Genomic DNA, 17,414 nt, shown 5'->3' with positions numbered 1-17,414 from the left:
ACCCCTCCGCCCCGCCCCTATCGTGGACGCGTGCTCACGTCCGCCCCCGCCCGCCGCCGGTCCGTCGACCCGCGGGTCCGGGCCGCCGGCGTGCTCACCCTCGGCAGTTTCGCGGTCGCCGCGGCGAGCCGGATCGCGGTCGACCGGGTGGCCGCCGACGTCGAGACGCTCGACCTCGTCGCCGCCGTCGGGGCATCAGCGGCCGGGCTCGGCGTGCTGCTCTTCAGCGCGACGCTCGTGCTCGCGGTGCAGCGCCACCAGCACCGCCGGGTGCCGCTCGTCATCGGCGGCGTGACGGCGCTCCTGGCGCTCGGTGCCGTGGCCGCCGCGGTCGTCGCGACGACAGCGGCGGACGTCGCGGCGGCATCCGACGCGACCATCGTGCGGACCGCACTGGCGGGACTGGCTGCTGCGAGCCTCCCGTCCGTGTGCCTGGCGGCCCTGCGTTCCCGCGACCAGCGGGGCTGAACCGCTCCTACTTCTTCTTCTCTTCGACGTCGCCGGAGAGCGCCGCGATGAAGGCCTCCTGCGGGACCTCGACCCGGCCGATGGTCTTCATGCGCTTCTTGCCCTCCTTCTGCTTCTCGAGGAGCTTGCGCTTGCGGGTGATGTCACCGCCGTAGCACTTCGCGAGGACGTCCTTGCGCATCGCGCGGATGCTCTCGCGAGCGATGATCCTGGCCCCGATCGCAGCCTGGATCGGCACCTCGAACTGCTGGCGCGGGATGAGCTTGCGCAGGCGCTCGGTCATCAGCGTGCCGTACGCGTACGCCTTGTCGCGGTGCACGATCGCACTGAACGCGTCGACCTGGTCGCCCTGCAGCAGGATGTCGACCTTGACGAGGTCGGCGGCCTGGTCGCCGATGGGCTCGTAGTCGAGGCTGGCGTAGCCCTGCGTCTTGCTCTTCAGCTGGTCGAAGAAGTCGAACACGATCTCGCCGAGCGGGATCTGGTAGCGGATCTCGACGCGGTCCTCGCCGAGGTACTCCATGCCGAGCAGCGAGCCGCGGCGCTGCTGGCAGAGCTCCATGATCGCGCCGACGTAGTCCTTCGGCGCGAGGATCGCGGCGCGGACCATCGGCTCGCGGACCTCGACGATGCGCCCGGTCGGGAACTCGGACGGGTTCGTGACCTCGGTGACCGAGTTGTCCTCGGTCGTGACCTCGTAGATGACGCTCGGGGCGGTCGTGATGAGGTCGAGGCCGAACTCGCGGGAGAGCCGCTCGGTGATGATCTCGAGGTGCAGCAGCCCGAGGAACCCGCAGCGGAAGCCGAAGCCGAGCGCCACAGAGGTCTCCGGCTCGTACACGAGTGCGGCGTCGGAGAGCTTGAGCTTGTCGAGCGCGTCACGGAGGTCCGGGTAGTCCGAGCCGTCGATCGGGTACAGGCCCGAGAACACCATGGGCTTCGGGTCCGTGTAGCCGGGCAGCGCCTCGGTCGCGGGCTTCTGCGCGCTCGTGACGGTGTCGCCGACCTTGGACTGGCGGACGTCCTTCACGCCGGTGATGAGGTACCCGACCTCCCCCACGGAGAGGCCCTTCGTGGGCTTCGGCTCGGGGCTCGACACCCCGATCTCCAGGATCTCGTGCGTCGACTTGGTCGACATCATCTGGACCTTCTCGCGCGGGGCGATCGAGCCGTCGATCATGCGGACGTACGTCACGACGCCGCGGTAGCTGTCGTAGACGGAGTCGAAGATCATCGCGCGGGGCGCGGCATCCGCGTCACCGACGGGGTTCGGCACGGTGCGGACCACGCGGTCCAGCAGCTCGGGCACGCCCACGCCGGTCTTGCCGGACACCCGGAGGACGTCCTCCGGCTTGCCACCGATGAGCTGCGCGAGCTCCGCGGCGTACTTGTCGGGCTCGGCGGCCGGCAGGTCGATCTTGTTGAGGACCGGGATGATCTCGAGGTCGTTCTCGAGCGCCAGGTAGAGGTTGGCGAGCGTCTGCGCCTCGATGCCCTGCGCGGCGTCGACCAGCAGGATCGCGCCCTCGCACGCGGCGAGCGAGCGGGACACCTCGTAGGAGAAGTCGACGTGCCCGGGGGTGTCGATCATGTTCAGCGCGAAGGTCTTGCCGTCGAGCTCCCACGGCATCCGGACGGCCTGCGACTTGATCGTGATGCCGCGTTCGCGCTCGATGTCCATCCGGTCGAGGTACTGGGCACGCATCGCGCGGTCCTCGACGATGCCGGTGATCTGCAGCATGCGGTCGGCCAGCGTCGACTTGCCGTGGTCGATGTGCGCGATGATGCAGAAGTTGCGGATCGCCTCGGCCGGAGTCGCGGCGGGCTCGAGCGGGGTGGCTGCTTGTGGGCTCACGGTTCCTCAGGTGGGTCGGACGGTCGAACGATTGTCCCACGGTTGGGCGTGCTCGGGGTGCGGGGCGGGCGCGAGTTGCTCGCGCCGGGCGCGCGAGCTGCGCGCGAGTTGCTCGCGCCGGGCGCGAGTTGCTCGCGGTACCGACAAGTGCGCAGTCGGACGCACGCGCAGTTGTCGTCAGGACGAGCACCCAGCCACCCGCCCTCGCACCGTGCGAGGCGGACCGGCACCGAGCCTCCAGGCCAGCCACCCTGCCCTCGCACCGTGCGAGGCGGACCGGCACCGAGCCTCCGGGCCGGTCGGACGGCCGCGCTCAGACGACGGCGTGCGCCGGGGCCGGCAGTGCGCCCAGGCCGCGCCGGAGGTCCTCCGGGGTCGCCGCCAGGCAGACCCGGATCCAGCCCTCGCCGGTGCGGCCGAACGCGCTGCCCGGCGCGACCGCGACCTTCTCGTGCTGCAGGAACGCCAGCGCCCACTCTGCGACGTCGCCCTGTGCGGCGTGCGACATGTCGATCCACAGGTAGAACGCGCCACGCGGGTCGTTGTACCTGATGCCGGCGGCGTCGAGGACCTCGGTCGCGACCGCGAGGTTGGCGCGGTAGTGCTCCCGGGCATCCCGTACCGCCGAGTGGTCGCCGACGATCGCGGCGAGGGCCGCGTACTGGTCGGGCTCGGCGACGCAGCTGATCATCGCCTCTTGCGTCGTGCGCATCGTGGCGCCGAGGCCCTTGGGCGTGACGAGGTACCCGACGCGGACGCCCGTCATCGCGTACGTCTTGCTCAGCGAGAACGCGGTGAACACGCGGTCGTCCTCGTCGAGCGCCGCCAGGCTCACGTGGCGGGTGTCGTACGTGAAGTACTCGTAGACCTCGTCGCTGATCACCCAGAGGTCGTGGCGCTTCGCGAACGCCAGGATGTCCCGCAGGGTGTCCTCGCCGAAGACCGATCCGAGCGGGTTGGACGGCGAGTTCACCACGATCGCCCTGGTGTGCTCGGTGATGCTGGCCTCGAGCGCGTCCAGGTCCGGTTCGAAGCCGTGCTGCGGCTCCAGCCGGTACGGCACCGGGGTGGCTCCGATGATGTGCGCGTTCAACGTGAACGTCGTGTACCCGGGGTCCGGCACGAGGATCTCGTCACCGGGGCTCAGCACCAGGGTCATCGCCTGGAACAGTGCCTGCGTCGCCCCGACCGTCACCCAGATCTGCTCGAGGTCGGCCTCGATGCGGTTCTCGCGGCGCAGCTTCTCCTGGATGGCCGTCCGGAGCGGCGCGATGCCGCCGTTCGGCGTGTAGTCGGTGCGGTCCTCGGTCCAGGCGCGCTTGGCGGCGTCGGCGATGTGCGGCGCGACCGGCACGTCCGGTTCGCCGATGACGAGCATCGTGACGTCCGCACCGTCGGCCTGCAGCAGGGCGGCCTGTTCGAAGACGCGGCGGATGCCGGAGGCGGGGACGGTGTCGATCCGAGGTGCGAGGGACGGCATGCCCATCACGGTAACGCCCGCGTGTTTCCGCGCGGTGACGCGTGTCGCGCGCGTTGAACCGCTGTCCCCCTCCTGGTAGTGTTGCTTGCTGGCTTGCGCGTTCCCCGCCCACGGGTGGAACGCGAGACGACCAAGGGCCCCTCTACCCAGCGGTCGCATTCACCCGTACGAGACGAAGCAGGAGCACCACATGGCGAACATCAAGTCGCAGATGAAGCGCATCAAGACCAACCTGAAGGCCCAGGAGCGCAACAAGGCCTACAAGTCCGAGCTGAAGACGCTCATCCGCCACACCAACGAGGCGGTCTCCGCTGGCGACAAGGAGAAGGCCGCCGCGGCCCTCGTCGTCGCCACGAAGAAGCTCGACAAGGCCGTGAGCAAGGGCGTCATCCACAAGAACCAGGCCGCGAACCGCAAGTCGGCCATCGCGAAGAAGGTCAGCGCGCTCTGAGCAGCTGATCTCTGAAGGCCCCGCACCGTTCGGTGTGGGGCCTTCGTCGTTCGTGGGGCGCGGGGGCGCGCGCGGCGGCGGTGCGGGCGCGGTGCGCGCGGGGGCGCGGGCGGCGGCAGTTCGGTTCGGCTTCGCACAACCGAAAGCACTTCGCACCGCGTACTTCCGTGGTGCGAAGTGGTTTCGGTTACGCGGGGTGCGCTCACGCCGCGCGCGGAAACGGGCGCGCGCGGGCGCGGGCCGGCGCGGGCCGGGACGGGTCGCGTCAGCGAGCTTCGCCGCGCCGGGCGATGGTGCGGACCATGACCTCGAGCGCGTAGTGCGCGTCGCGCGAGCCACCCTTCACCGCGGTGTCGGCCTCCGCGATGCTGATGATCGCGTTCGCGAGACCGGCCTCACTCCACCCCGCGACGTCGCGCTGCGCACGCTGCACCTGCCACGGCGCCATGCCGAGCGCGGAAGCGGCCTGCCCGCTGGAGCCCCGGAAGCCGCTGACCTTGGCCATCGTGCGGATCTTGCTCGCGAACGCGGCGACGATCGGCACGGGGGCCTCACCCGTCGACAGGGCGTGCCGCAGCTCGACGATCGCCGGAGCCGATCGACCCGCCAGTGCGATGTCGGCGACCTTGAAGGCGTTCGTCTCGACCCGGCCGCCGTAGTACTTGTCGACGACCTTGTCCGTGATCTCCTGCGCCTCGTCGGCGAGGAGCTGCCGGCACGCCGCCGCGAGCTCGGCGAGGTCGTCCGCGAACGCCGCGACGAGCGTTCGGACGGCCGAGGGGGCGATCTTCCGCCGGGCCGCACGGAACTCGGCGTTCACGAAGTCGATGCGGTCGGTCTCGCGCTTGAGCTCGTCGCACTGGACCTCGATCCCACCGCCGACGCCGCTGCGGATCGTGTCGAGGAGCTTCTTGCCGCGGACACCCCCGCCGTGCCGGAGCACGAGGGTGACGTCGTCCGCGGGGTTGCCGAGGTAGGAGATCGTCTCCGTGATGAACGCGTCCGTGCACTTCTCGACGTTCGTCACCCGGACGAGCCGCGGTTCGCCGAACAGCGACGGGCTCGCGAGGGTGGCCAGCAGGCCGGGGGCGTACTGGTCGGCTTCGAGGTCGTGGACCTCGAGTGCGGGGTCCTCGCCCACCAGGAGGTCGCGCAGCATGCCGGTCGCCCGCTCGGCGAGGAACGTCTCCGGCCCGGTCACGAGGACCACGGGCGCGGGACGGATGCCGGACCACGGGACCTGGTCGATCTTCGCGGCGGCGCGCGCGGGCTTCTTGGCGGGCATGCGTTCCTTCCGATGGTGCGGCTCCGAGTCTACGGGCCACCCCCGACCCGGGCGGCACGACTCCCGGCCGCGCGACCCCGGACCGCGCGGCCCCGGGCGGCGCGGCCCCGGGCGGCGCGGCCCCGGGCGGCACGGTCCCGGGCGGCACGGTCCCGGACGGCACGGGCTCCGTCGCCCGGCGCTCCGTCCAGACCTCGGGCCCCTGGCTTCCCCGGCGCACGACGACGGTGCCCTGCAGGTCGGTCCGGAACGGCGTCGTCCCGGCGGCGGCCAGCATCGCCAGGGCGGCCGCGGTTGGGTGCCCGTAGGTGTTGTCCGCCCCGACGCCGATCAGGCCGACCGGCGCCGCGAGCTCCCGGTAGAGCGTCGGGTCCTGGTCCGCCGAACCGTGGTGCGAGACCTTGACGACGTCGACCGGCTCGATGACCGCGCTCCCCCGCAGCCGGCGCTGCGCGGTGGCGTCGAGGTCACCGAGCAGCACACCGGACAGGCACGTTCGGCAAGAGTCCGGCGCCGGGCCGACCCGGAGCACGATGCTCGCGTCGTTCCCGCTCGTGGAGTCGCCGGCGCGCGGCCAGAGCACCCGCCACGGGAGCGCACCCAGCATCCCCGCGACCCCGTCGTCCGCGTCCCGGACGTCCACGCCCGCACGCTGGAGATCCCGCACGACGCCGTCGTCCGCAGGACGCCCGGTCGGCCCGGTGAGCGCGACGTCCACGTCCGCCGCGACCTCGGCCACGGCACCGACGTGGTCGCGGTCGAAGTGCGTCAGCACGAGCAGGTCGATCCGCCGGACACCGAGCAGGTCGAGACAGGCGCGGAGTCGTTCCGGGTCGTCGCCGACGTCGACGAGCGCGGTGCTCGTGCCGTTGCGGACCAGGACGGCGTCGCCCTGCCCGACGTCGCACGCCGCCATCGCCCAGTCCCCGGGGAGCCCGGCGCGGACGACCGCCCGCGGAACGAGCGTCGACGCGATGCCGATCACCCCGACGACCGCCGCGACCAGGAGCACCCGGGCCCGCAGTGCCGCCGGCACGAGGACGGCGGCGACGATCCCCGAGCTGACCGCGGCGGCGGCCCCGACGCCGAGGAGCCCGGCCGGCCACGGCACCGCGGCGAACGGCAGCGCGGCGGCCCCGTGCGCGACGGCGCCGATCGCCGCAGCCGGCGCCCAGGCGACGGCAGCGAGGACCTCGGCACCCGCGGGCCACACCGGCGCGAGCAGGCACGCACCGAGGCCGAGGACCGTGACCACCGGTGCCAGGGGCTCGGTGAGCAGGTTCGCGGGCACCGCGTAGGTCGGCAGCGCAGCCGACAGCGGGATCGTCAGCGGCCAGCACGCCACCTGCGCCGCGATCGGCACCGCCAGCGCCGCGGCCACAGGCGTCCAGCACCGCCGCGCGAGCAACGCGGTCAGGGGTGGCGCGAGCACGACGATCCCGCTCGTCGCGAGCACGGACAGTCCGAACGCGAACGAGCGCGAGAACCACGGGTCCACGACGAGCATCCCGAGGACCGCGAGGCAGATCAGCGGCACGCCCCGCACCGGACGCCCGGCCAGGTGCACGACGAGCACGACGACGGCCATCACGGTGGCACGGAGGATCGACGGGTCCGGGCGGACGAGCACGACGAACCCGATCAGCAGGGCGATCGCGCACACGGCCCGCGCCAGCCGACCCAGCCCGACGGCCTTCCCGAGGACCACCACGAGCCCGACGATCACCGCGCAGTTCGACCCCGAGACGGCGGTGAGGTGGGTGAGCGCGCTCGTCTCCATCGCGGACTCCGTCGCGGGGTCCAGGCCACCACGATCCCCGATGGCGAGCCCTCGGAGCAGCGACCCACCCGGCTGCGGCAGCTGCGAGGTGACCTGCGCGAAGGCGGCGCGCGCCGTGTTCGTCGCGCCGAGGAACCCGGCCGGTGGCGAGCTGGTGGCGGCGCCGCGGAGGAACACGACGTACGCCGTCGCGGCGCCGGGCTCGTCGGCCTGGAGCACCGCGCGCCCGGTCAGCCGGGTCCCCGCCGGGAGTGCGGCTCGGGGTCCGGCGTCCCGCGACGGCACGACCCGGACCGGAACGTCGAGCCTGCCGACGTCGGCAGCGCTGCCGACGTCGGTAGCGCCGTGCAGCGTGGCGAGGACGGAGCGGTCCGCTGCGCCGAGGTCCCGGTCGAGTACCGCCTGGATCTGGACCGTCCGACCGGTGACCGCCGTGAGCGCAGTCGGCGATCGGTTCGTCGCCCCGGTCGCCACCGCGACGGCGACCACGCCCACGAACGACGACGACGTCAGCACGAGCGCGGCGCTGACACGCAGCACGACGACCGCGCGCCCGGGACCGCAACGCAGCGCGGGCAGCACGACGACCACGCCCGCGACGACCAGGCAGACGCCCGCTCCGCCGACGACCCACCACGCCCGATCCGGCTCACCGACCAGCAGCGCCGCGACCGCCCAGGTCACCGCCGCCGGCACCGCGACGCGCAGGTCGGTCCGGTCCGCCGTGACGTTCACACGCGCACCCGGTCCCGCAGCTCGGCGAACCGGACGTCCCCGATGCCGGCGACGTCGAGCAGGTCCTCCACCGCGGCGAACCGCCCGTGCTCCGTCCGCCACGCCAGGATCCGTTCCGCGAGCGCCGGCCCGATGCCGGGCAGGGTCTCGAGTGCGGTCTGGTCGGCCGTGTTCAGGTCGACGACGTCCGCGGAACCGTCCGCGCCCGACGCACTGGGAGCACCGGGAGCGCCGGGGCCGGTCGACGGCGCGCCGCCGGAACCGTCGAGCGCCGCAGGCACCTCGACCTGCCCCACCTTCGGGACGTAAAGGCGTTCCCCGTCCACCAGGGGCCGCGCCAGGTTGAGCCGGGCGAGGTCGGCGTCGGCGGCGGCTCCCCCGGCGGCTCCGAGCGCGTCCGAGACACGGCTGCCGACCGGCAACGAGACGACCCCCGCCCGCCCGACGGCCCCGAGCACGTGCACGACGACGACCGCGGGGACCGCAGACGACGGCGTCGGCGTCGGCGTCGGCGCAGCCCCACGCGACGGCGCGCCGGACACCACCGACACGGTCTCGCCGGCCCCGCCCCCGCGCGCACCGAGCACGATCACCACCAGCGCCACCACGACCACGATCGCGGCGAGCACGAGCGCCGCACGAGGGGTGAGGGTGAACCGGGACATGGCGGAAACGCTACGGAGCCCGACCGGCCGGCCGGGCTCCGCGACGAGACACTGTGGACAGGAGCACCAGGCCCCGCCCTGTGCAGGAAGGACCGGAGGAGCGCGCTACCCCTTGATGGCGATGTTCACGAGCTTCGGCGCGCGGACGATCACCTTCACGATCTCCCGCTCCCCGATGTACCGCTGTACGTTCGCCGACGACCGCGCGAGGCCTTCGAGCTCGTCCGCCTCGATCGACTTCGAGACCTCGAACGAGTCACGCACCTTGCCGTTGACCTGCACCACCGCGGTGAGGGTCTCCTGCACGAGCAGCGTCGGGTCGGCCTTCCGCCACCCGAACGTCGCCACCGAGGACGTGTAGCCGAGACGCTCCCACATCTCCTCGCCGGTGTACGGCGCGAAGACGCTGAGACCCAAGGCGATGGTCTCGACGGCCTCACGGACGGCGGGGTCCCCGGCGCCCGGACCGTTGTCGATCGCCTTGCGGGTGACGTTCACCAGGTCCATCAGCCGCGCGATCACGACGTTGAACTTGAACGACTCCATCATCCCCGGCGCATCGGCCAGGAACCGGTGGGTGACCTGCCGGAGCGCGCGGTCGCCCTCGGCCCACACGGCGTCCGGCGTCGACGTGACGTCGGTCGCCAGGCGGTAGGCACGGGCGAGGAACCGGGCGGAGGCCGCCGGGGAGACGTCCTCCCAGTTGATGTCGTCCTCGGGCGGCCCGGCGAAGCCCATCACCATGCGGATCGCGTCGACGCCGTGCGCGTCGAGTTCGTCACCGAGGGACACGCCGCCCTTCGACTTCGACATCTTCGAGCCGCCGGAGAGCACCATGCCCTGGTTGAGCAGCGCCGAGAAGGGCTCGGTGAAGTCGAGGTAGCCGAGGTCGAACAGGACCTTCGTGACGAAGCGGGCGTACAGCAGGTGCAGGATCGCGTGCTCGACGCCACCGATGTACTGGTCGACCGGAGCCCACTTGCGTGCCAGCTCCGGGTCGAACGCCTGCGTGTCGTCGTTCGGCGACAGGAAGCGCCACGGGTACCACGACGAGTCCACGAAGGTGTCCATCGTGTCGGTGTCGCGGAGCGCCGGGGTGCCGTCCACCGGGTTCGGGACGTTGACCCAGTCGGTCGCGCCCCCCAGCGGCGAGGTGCCCTTCGGCTTGAGGTCGAGCCCGTCGGTGTCGGGCAGCCGCACGGGCAGCTGGTCGAGCGGCACCGGGTACTCGGTGCCGTCGGCGCCGTGGATGATCGGGATCGGCGTGCCCCAGAAGCGCTGGCGGGAGATCAGCCAGTCGCGCAGGCGGTACGTCTTGGCGGCGCGACCGGTCCCGCGCTCCTCGAGGAGCTTGATCGCCGCGGTGATCGCGTGCTGCTTCGACATGCCGTCGAGCGGCCCGGAGTTGATCATCCGGCCCTGCCCGGTGAGTGCCTCACCCGTCGAGGCGGGGTTCAGGTCCGGCAGTTCGGTGGACGGGTCGATCACCGGGATCGCGCCGGTGACGGGCTGGTTCGTGTCCACGACGACCTTCACGGGCAGGTCGAACGTGCGCGCGAAGTCGAGGTCGCGCTGGTCGTGTGCGGGCACGGCCATGACCGCGCCGTGGCCGTAGTCGGCGAGCACGTAGTCGGCGGCCCAGATCGGCAGGCGCTCACCGGTCAGCGGGTGGATCGCGAAGCGCCCGGTCGGCACGCCGGTCTTCGGGCGGTCGGCGTTCTGCCGGTCGATCTCCGAGGTCTTCTGCGTGGCGACGAGGTAGTCGTCGAAGGCCTGACGGACGGACGGCGACGCCGGAGCGACCAGCGCGGCGGCCAGGTCGGAGTCCGGTGCGACGACCAGGAACGTCACCCCGTGGATGGTGTCCGGGCGGGTGGTGAACACGGTCACCGGCTCGTCGTGGCCCTCGATGACGAAGTCGACGTCCGCGCCGACCGAGCGGCCGATCCAGTTGCGCTGCATCGCGAGGACCTTCGACGGCCAGCGGCCCTCGAGCTGGTTGAGGTCGTCGAGCAGCCGGTCCGCGTAGTCCGTGATCTTGAAGTACCACTGCGTCAGCTTCTTCTTGACGACGACGGCGCCGGAGCGGTCCGAGGTGCCGTCGGGCAGGACCTGCTCGTTCGCCAGCACCGTCTGGTCCACCGGGTCCCAGTTGACCCAGCTGTCCTTCCGGTACGCCAGGCCCTTCTCGTACATCTTGAGGAACAGCCACTGGTTCCACTTGTAGTACTCGGGATCCGAGGTGTGGATCTCGGTCGTCCAGTCGAAGGACGGCGCGTACCGCTTGAACGAGGCCTTCTGCTGCTCGATGTTGGCGTACGTCCAGGCCTTCGGGTCGACCCCGCGCTTGATCGCCGCGTTCTCGGCGGGCAGCCCGAAGGAGTCCCAGCCGATCGGGTGCAGCACGTTGAAGCCCTGCTGCCGCCAGTAGCGCGCAACGAAGTCGCCGAGCGCCCAGTTCTCGGCGTGGCCCATGTGCAGGTCGCCGGAGGGGTACGGGAACATCTCGAGGATGTACTTCCGCGGACGGCGGTCCTCGGGGTCGATGGTGAAGAGGCCGAGCTCTTCCCAGCGGCTCTGCCACTTGTCCTGGATACGACGGAAGTCGTAGGCGTGCGGGTCCTCGACGGGCTGCTCGATGGTCACGGAACTCTCAATCGGTCTGGAGGCGCGGGGAACGTCCGTCGGACGTGCTCCGGTCACCAAGGATATAAGCCCGACGCAGGCGGCTCACGCCACCAGGCGGCTCACGCCACCAGGCGGCCGTCCCGCATCCGCAGGGTCCTGGTCACGAGGTCCGGCGGCACCGGCACGTGCGACACGACGACGACCGTGTTGCCCGCGGCCCTCGCGGTGTCGACGAGGTCACGGAGGACCGACTCGCCGAGGTCCGGGTCGATGTCGGCCGTCGGCTCGTCGAGGACCAGCACCGGGAACGCGTGCAGGAGGGCCCGCGCCAGGGCCAGGCGGTGCGCCTGCCCGCCGGACACCAGCGCCCCGCGCTCCCCCACACCCGCGTCCAGCCCGCCGCGTCGCGTGACCCACGGCCCGAGCCCGACCCGCGCGAGCACGGCGAGGAGTTCCTCGTCGGTCGCGGACTCGCGGGCGAACAGCAGGTTCTGCCGGATCGACTGGTCGAACACGAACGGGTCCTGCTCGATGAGTCCGACCCGGGCGCGGACGGCGTCCGGGTGCACCGACCGGGCCTCGACACCGTCGAGCGTGTAGCTGCCCTCGTACTCGACGAACCGCACCAGGGCGTCCACGAGCGTCGACTTACCCGCGCCGCTCGGGCCCTCGATCACGACGACCTCGCCCGGTCGCAGGGAGAACGACACGTCGTCCACCGCGGGCACCGCCGCACCCGGCCAGCGCACGGTCATGCCGGTGACCGCCACCGCGACCGGGCCGTCCACCACGAGCGACGCGGGATCGGCGTCGGCGTCGGGCTCCGGCACGATCCCCTCCGGCAGCGTCGCCGGGACGACCTGCTCGACCCGGTCGGCCGCGGCCCGGACCCGCCGGAACGTCAGCACCGCGAGCGGCACGCCACCGACGACCTCGAACAGCGCGAGCGGCACGAACACCGCCAGCGCCCAGAGCGGGCCGTCGAGGGCTCCCGTGACGACCGCGGGAGCGCCGACCATCAGGACCCCGATCACCGCGGCACCGCCGACGAGCCCGACGAGCGCGCCCACGAGTGCCTCGACCGTGGCCCGGCGGCGCACCGCGCGGGTCACCCGGGCATCGAGCGTCGCGATGTGCGCGAGTCGCTCGTCGAGCGTGCCGTACGCGGCGAACACGTCGAGTGTGCGGACCGTGTCGAGCACCAGGTCGGCGACGCGGCCGCGCTCGGCGGCCGTCGTCTCGTCGCTGCGCCGGGCGATCGACGCGGTGACGACGGACCCGAGCACCGCGGCGACGACGAGCGCGACGAACAGCACGAGGGCGGCCGGCAGGGACACGAGCGCGACGGCGACGACGGAGGCGACCGCGGCCACACCGGCGGACACGAGCGGTCCGACGACCCGGATCGGCAGGTCCTGCAGCCGGTCGGTGTCCGTGACGAGCCGCGTCATCAGGTCACCGCGGCCGGTGGTCCCGAGCCCGGCCGGCGCGACCGACGCCAGCCGTCGGTACATCTCCGTGCGCACCACCGCGAGCTGCCGGAACGACGCGTCGTGCCCGGCGAGCCGGTCCACGTACCGCAGCGCCGCCCGCCCCAGCGCGAACGCCCGGACTCCGACCATCACGAGCGTCAGGTACAGGATCGGCGGGTGCTCCGCCGCGCGCGTGATCAGGTAGCCGCTCGCCGCGAGCAGCGCGACGGCGCACAACGCACTCAGCGCACCGGCGGTGACCGCGCGTGCCCACCCCGGCCCACGGGGCATCGCGAGCCGCAGGACGGAGCCGCGCCGGGCCTCCAGGTCGGTGGTGCTCATGCGTGTGCTCCCGCGACGTGCGTCGTGACGACCCCGGTGTCGCCGATGGCGACCCGGAGGTCGGCGGCCGCGACGACCGCCGGTCGGTGGCTGGCGACGACGACCACCGCGCCGTCGTCGGCGAGGCGGCGGATCGTGGCGACCACGTGCGCCTCGGCGTCGGCGTCGAGTGCCGAGGTCGGCTCGTCGAGCAGGACGAGCGGGGTGCCGGCGCGCTCGTGTCGGTACAGGGCTCGTGCGACGGCGACACGCTGCGCCTGGCCGCCCGACAGACCGGTTCCGCCGGCACCGACCCGGAGGCCCGGGTCGAGTCCCAGCCCCGCCGCACGGAGCGCGGACCCCACCGCCGGCGCCGCCGGGGTCGCGCTGAGCGCGACGTTCTCCGCGATGGTCCCGCGGACGAGACGGGGGCGCTGGTCGGCCCACGCGATGCGGTCGTCCCGGGTGGTGCCGGCAGTGCCGGGCACGGTCACCGCGCCGTCGTGCGGCAGGACCCCGCGGATCGCGGCGATGAGGCTGGACTTGCCGGAGCCGCTCGGGCCGGCGAGCACGACCACGGTGCCCGGAGGCGCCTCGAGGTCGACGGGCCCGATCACGACGTCGGGCCGACGCACCGTGACGCCGCGGAGCACGAGGTCAGCCGCGGCCGGCAGCGCGTCCGGTCGCCGGGCGGGAGCACGGTCGTCGGCGAGGACGTCGAGGACCGCGCCGGACGCCTCGACGCCGTCCTGCGCCGCGTGGAAGTCCGCGCCGACCTGGCGGAGGGGCGCGAAGGCCTCCGGTGCGAGGACCAGGACGAACATCGCCGCACCGAGGCCGAGCGAGCCGTCCACGAGCCGGATGCCGATCGACACCGCGACCAACGCGACCGAGAGGCTGGCGGCGAGCTCGAGGGCGAACCCGCTCATGAAGGAGAGCCGGAGGACCCCGATGGTCCCGCGGCGGTACTCGTCCGTGACGGTGCCGATCCGACCGACCTGGCGACGGGCGCGCCCGAAGACCTTGAGCGTGGCGAGGCCCTCGACCGCCTCGAGGAACGCGCCGCCGAGCCGGGCGAGCGCGTCGGACTGCTGCTGCTGGAGCGATCGCGTCGCCATGCCGATCAAGATCATGAACACCGGGATCACCGGCAGCGCGCACAGGATGACCAGCCCGCTCGTCAGGTCGCCGAGACCGATCGCGACGAGGAGCACGGGCGTCGCGATCGCGGTGAGCGCGAGCTGCGGCAGGTACCGGCCGAAGTAGGCGTCGAGGGCGTCGAGCCCGGGACCGAGCGTGGTCGCGAAGCCGGCGCTCGAGCGCTCGGCGAGCCACGCCGGACCCCGTTCGGCGGCCCGGGCGAGCACGGTGGAGCGCATCTCGCTCTTCACCGTCGCCGCGGCCCGGGCGGCGAGGTCGTCGGTCGCCCACGCCGCGACGGCACGGAGGACGAAGGCCGCGCCGAGGAGCGCGAGCGTCGGCACGAACGTGTCCGGCATGCCGCTCCGGGCGTCGACGACCTGCGTCACCGCCGCGGCGATCCCCCACGCGATGCCGATGGTGGCGATCGTGCGGAGGACGCCGGTGCCGGCCGCGGCGGCGATGAAGCCGCGCGCGGAACGCGACAGGCGGAGCAGACGCGGGTCGAGCGGCTTCATCGTCAGTGCGCTGCCGCGGTGACCTGGGCGCGCGTGACGCGCTTGCGGAAGACCCAGTACGTGAACGCCTGGTACGCGAGCACGAGCGGCACGAAGATCAGCGCCACCCAGCTCATCACCGTCAGCGTGTACGTCCCGCTCGAGGCGTTGTAGACGTTCAGGCTGTTCGCCGCGTCGTTCGTCGCCGGCATCACGTCCGGGAAGACCGCGGTGAACATCGCGAGCACCACGGCGGCGATCGTCACGGCCATCAGCGTGAACGCCCGGCCCTCCTTGCCCCACGCGTTGCAGAGCACCGCGAGGACGAGCGCCAGCGCGGCGACGACCGACAGGACCAGCGACGTCGGGGTCGCCCGGACGACGGCCATCGACACCAGGAAGGCGGCGGCGACGACGATCGTCACGATGCCCGCCCTGGTCGCGAGCCGCTTGGCCCGCACGCGGATGTCGCCCTCGGTCTTCAGCGCGATGAACACGACACCGTGCGTGAAGAACACCAGGAGCGTGGCGAGACCGGTCAGCAGCGCGAACGGGTTCAGCAGGTCGAACAGCGTGCCCGTGTAGTTGTGGCCCGAGTCCATCGGGATGCCCCGGACGACGTTGCCGAACGCGACGCCCCACAGGAACGACGGGACCGCGCTGCCGATGATGATCATCAGGTCGAACGAGCGCTTCCACTGCAGCTGCTTGTTCTGGTGCCGGTACTCGAACGAGACGCCGCGGGCGATCAGCGCCGCCAGGATGAGCAGCAGCGCCAGGTAGAACCCGGAGAACATCGTGGCGTACCACTCCGGGAACGCCGCGAACAGGCAGGCGCCGGCGACGATGACCCAGGTCTCGTTGAGGTCCCAGACCGGGCCGATCGTGTTGATCATCACGCGGCGGTCGGTGTCGTCCTTGCCGAGGAACGGCAGCGCCATGCCGACGCCGAAGTCGAAGCCGTCGAGGACGAAGTAGCCGACGAAGAACAGGCCGACGATGGCGAACCAGAGAACGGGGAGATCCATCAGTAGACCGTCACTTCGTGCTTGACCTCACCGGTCTCCTCGTCGACCGCTGCCGGAGCGGCAGGGCCCTCTTGCGCGACCTTCTTGATCAGCCGGAACTCCACGACCGCCAGCGATCCGTAGATCAGCGTGAAGACGATCAGCGAGATCAGGACCTCGAGCCCCGTCACGTTCGGCGAGACCCCGTCGGCGGTCTTCAGCAACCCGAACACGAGCCACGGCTGACGGCCCATCTCGGTGAAGATCCAGCCGACGATCATCGCCGCCATCGGCAGCGGCACCGCCCACGTCGCGATCCGCCACACCCAGCGCTGCCGCGGGAAGCGGCCCTTGCGGGTGAGCCAGAGCCCCGCGAGCGAGACCATCACGGCGCCGACGCCCAGGGCGATCATCCAGCGGAAGGACCAGTAGGTCACCCAGATGATCGGCTTGTAGTCGCCGGGGCCGTACACCTGCGTGTACTCGGCCTGCAGGTTGTTGATGCCCTCGACCGTGCCCGTGAAGGTGTGGGTCGAGAGGAAGGAGAGCAGGTACGGCACGCGGATCGAGAAGAGCTCGTGCACGCCGTCCGGCGTCCCGAGGGTGAAGATCGAGAACGAGGCGTCCTTGCCGGTCGCGGTGTTGTACAGCGCCTCGGCCGCGGCCATCTTCATCGGCTGCGTGTCGACCATCGTCAGGCCGAGCTGGTCGCCCGTGAGGACCGTGAGCGCGCCGGCCGCCACCATGGTCCAGAGGCCGAACTTCAGCGCCGGCATCATCGTCTCGAGGTTCTGGTTGCGCGCCAGGTGGTACGCCGCGACGGAGATGATCACGCCGGCGGCCACCATGAAGCACGCGAACAGCGTGTGCGGGAAGGCCGCCAGCGCGACCTTGTTCGTCAGGACGGCCCAGATGTCGGTGAGCTCCGCGCGGCCCTTTGCCTCGTTGATGACGTAGCCGACCGGGTGCTGCATGAAGGCGTTCGCGGCGATGATGAAGTACGCCGACATGATCGTGCCCGCGCTGACGCACCACATGCTCGCGAGGTGGACGCCCTTCGGCAGTCGGTCCCAGCCGAAGATCCAGACGCCGATGAAGGCCGCCTCGAAGAAGAAGGCCAGGATGCCCTCGAGCGCGAGCGGTGCACCGAAGACGTCCCCGACGAACCGGGAGTAGTTCGACCAGTTCATGCCGAACTGGAACTCCTGCACGATGCCGGTGACGACACCCATCGCGAAGTTGATCAGGAAGATCCGGCCGAAGAACCGCGTGAGCTGCAGGTAGTGCGCTCGGCCGGTCCGGTACCAGGCAGTCTGGAACGTCGCCACGACGACGGCCATGCCGATCGTCAGCGGGACGAAGAGGAAGTGGTAGATCGTCGTCAGACCGAACTGCCACCGCGACAGGATCAGGGGATCGAGGATGTCGTTCATGCGGCTGTACCGATCGGGAACGCCGCGCGCTGCTGGTGCACGTCAGTTGCTTCCTGTGGAAGGGGTACTTCTGGTGTGTCACAACCGTTGGGACGTCTCCACGGTACCGCGCCGACACCCGGTTCGACAACGTGTAGAAGGTTCAACTGCACGAACGTGCACAGCCTGTGCACGGCACAACCGTGCGGAATTTCTGT

11 protein-coding genes and 1 pseudogene are annotated in these 17,414 nt (G+C 71.8%); 2 read left to right on the top strand and 10 right to left on the bottom strand.

What is annotated here, in order from left to right; all coding sequences use genetic code 11:
* The first annotated feature begins 30 nt into the window (after window positions 1-30).
* Entirely contained in the window at window positions 31-468 is a 438-nt protein-coding gene (locus tag ACIPJY_RS00870; protein WP_400460552.1) for a hypothetical protein, read from the top strand.
* Between the two features lie 7 nt (window positions 469-475).
* Here the strand turns inward: ACIPJY_RS00870 and lepA are convergent, their stop codons facing one another.
* Window positions 476-2,323 carry a translation elongation factor 4 gene (lepA, locus tag ACIPJY_RS00865; RefSeq protein WP_400460554.1) on the bottom strand — a complete coding sequence of 616 codons (1,848 nt, stop codon included), beginning with the start codon at window positions 2,321-2,323 and terminating at the stop codon, window positions 476-478.
* Window positions 2,324-2,636: 313 nt separating this feature from the next.
* Window positions 2,637-3,803 carry a pyridoxal phosphate-dependent aminotransferase gene (locus ACIPJY_RS00860; RefSeq protein WP_400460556.1) on the bottom strand — a complete coding sequence of 389 codons (1,167 nt, stop codon included), beginning with the start codon at window positions 3,801-3,803 and terminating at the stop codon, window positions 2,637-2,639.
* A 190-nt stretch (window positions 3,804-3,993) separates the two neighbouring features.
* Between ACIPJY_RS00860 and rpsT the strand changes: the two genes are divergently transcribed.
* The gene (gene rpsT / locus ACIPJY_RS00855) at window positions 3,994-4,254 is read left to right on the top strand and encodes a 30S ribosomal protein S20 (protein ID WP_400460557.1); all 261 of its coding nucleotides are present in this window, start codon (window positions 3,994-3,996) and stop codon (window positions 4,252-4,254) included.
* Window positions 4,255-4,519: 265 nt separating this feature from the next.
* Here rpsT and holA read toward each other — a convergent pair whose 3' ends face one another.
* The 8 genes and pseudogenes from holA to ACIPJY_RS00815 all read right to left on the bottom strand — a co-directional run bounded on the left by holA (window position 4,520) and on the right by ACIPJY_RS00815 (window position 17,217).
* On the bottom strand, window positions 4,520-5,539 hold the full coding sequence (gene holA / locus ACIPJY_RS00850; protein WP_400460558.1) for a DNA polymerase III subunit delta: 1,020 nt from the start codon (window positions 5,537-5,539) through the stop codon (window positions 4,520-4,522).
* 718 nt (window positions 5,540-6,257) lie between these two features.
* Window positions 6,258-7,319 (bottom strand): annotated as a pseudogene (locus ACIPJY_RS00845) (ComEC/Rec2 family competence protein); the annotation flags it as partial.
* Between the two features lie 731 nt (window positions 7,320-8,050).
* Window positions 8,051-8,719: a ComEA family DNA-binding protein gene (locus ACIPJY_RS00840; RefSeq protein ID WP_400460560.1), complete on the bottom strand. Its 669-nt coding sequence runs from the start codon at window positions 8,717-8,719 to the stop codon at window positions 8,051-8,053.
* A gap of 105 nt (window positions 8,720-8,824) precedes the next feature.
* Window positions 8,825-11,365, bottom strand: coding sequence for a leucine--tRNA ligase (leuS, locus tag ACIPJY_RS00835; protein ID WP_400460562.1), 2,541 nt, complete (start codon window positions 11,363-11,365; stop codon window positions 8,825-8,827).
* A gap of 101 nt (window positions 11,366-11,466) precedes the next feature.
* Window positions 11,467-13,161, bottom strand: a complete 1,695-nt coding sequence (gene cydC, locus ACIPJY_RS00830) for a thiol reductant ABC exporter subunit CydC (protein ID WP_400460564.1) — start codon at window positions 13,159-13,161, stop codon at window positions 11,467-11,469.
* Entirely contained in the window at window positions 13,158-14,798 is a 1,641-nt protein-coding gene (gene cydD / locus ACIPJY_RS00825) for a thiol reductant ABC exporter subunit CydD (protein ID WP_400460566.1), read from the bottom strand. The genes cydC and cydD overlap by 4 nt, the downstream gene beginning before the upstream one ends.
* Window positions 14,799-14,800: 2 nt before the next feature.
* The gene (gene cydB / locus ACIPJY_RS00820; RefSeq protein ID WP_400460568.1) at window positions 14,801-15,805 is read right to left on the bottom strand and encodes a cytochrome d ubiquinol oxidase subunit II; all 1,005 of its coding nucleotides are present in this window, start codon (window positions 15,803-15,805) and stop codon (window positions 14,801-14,803) included.
* Entirely contained in the window at window positions 15,805-17,217 is a 1,413-nt protein-coding gene (locus ACIPJY_RS00815) for a cytochrome ubiquinol oxidase subunit I (RefSeq protein ID WP_400460570.1), read from the bottom strand. The genes cydB and ACIPJY_RS00815 overlap by 1 nt, the downstream gene beginning before the upstream one ends.
* Window positions 17,218-17,414: the final 197 nt, after the last annotated feature.

This window comes from Curtobacterium sp. NPDC090223 (assembly GCF_044746585.1).
Lineage (GTDB): Bacteria > Actinomycetota > Actinomycetes > Actinomycetales > Microbacteriaceae > Curtobacterium.
This window is presented reverse-complemented; position numbering and strand designations above follow the sequence as displayed.

What these genes read in the sequence shown, in the direction of transcription:
- cydB (WP_400460568.1), bottom strand. Translation starts at nt 15,805, where the DNA reads ATGGATCTCCCCGTTCTCTGGTTCGCCATCGTCGGCCTGTTCTTCGTC.
- cydD (WP_400460566.1), bottom strand. Translation starts at nt 14,798, where the DNA reads ATGAAGCCGCTCGACCCGCGTCTGCTCCGCCTGTCGCGTTCCGCGCGC.
- ACIPJY_RS00815 (WP_400460570.1), bottom strand. Translation starts at nt 17,217, where the DNA reads ATGAACGACATCCTCGATCCCCTGATCCTGTCGCGGTGGCAGTTCGGT.
- ACIPJY_RS00840 (WP_400460560.1), bottom strand. Translation starts at nt 8,719, where the DNA reads ATGTCCCGGTTCACCCTCACCCCTCGTGCGGCGCTCGTGCTCGCCGCG.
- holA (WP_400460558.1), bottom strand. Translation starts at nt 5,539, where the DNA reads ATGCCCGCCAAGAAGCCCGCGCGCGCCGCCGCGAAGATCGACCAGGTC.
- rpsT (WP_400460557.1), top strand. Translation starts at nt 3,994, where the DNA reads ATGGCGAACATCAAGTCGCAGATGAAGCGCATCAAGACCAACCTGAAG.
- cydC (WP_400460564.1), bottom strand. Translation starts at nt 13,161, where the DNA reads ATGAGCACCACCGACCTGGAGGCCCGGCGCGGCTCCGTCCTGCGGCTC.
- ACIPJY_RS00860 (WP_400460556.1), bottom strand. Translation starts at nt 3,803, where the DNA reads ATGCCGTCCCTCGCACCTCGGATCGACACCGTCCCCGCCTCCGGCATC.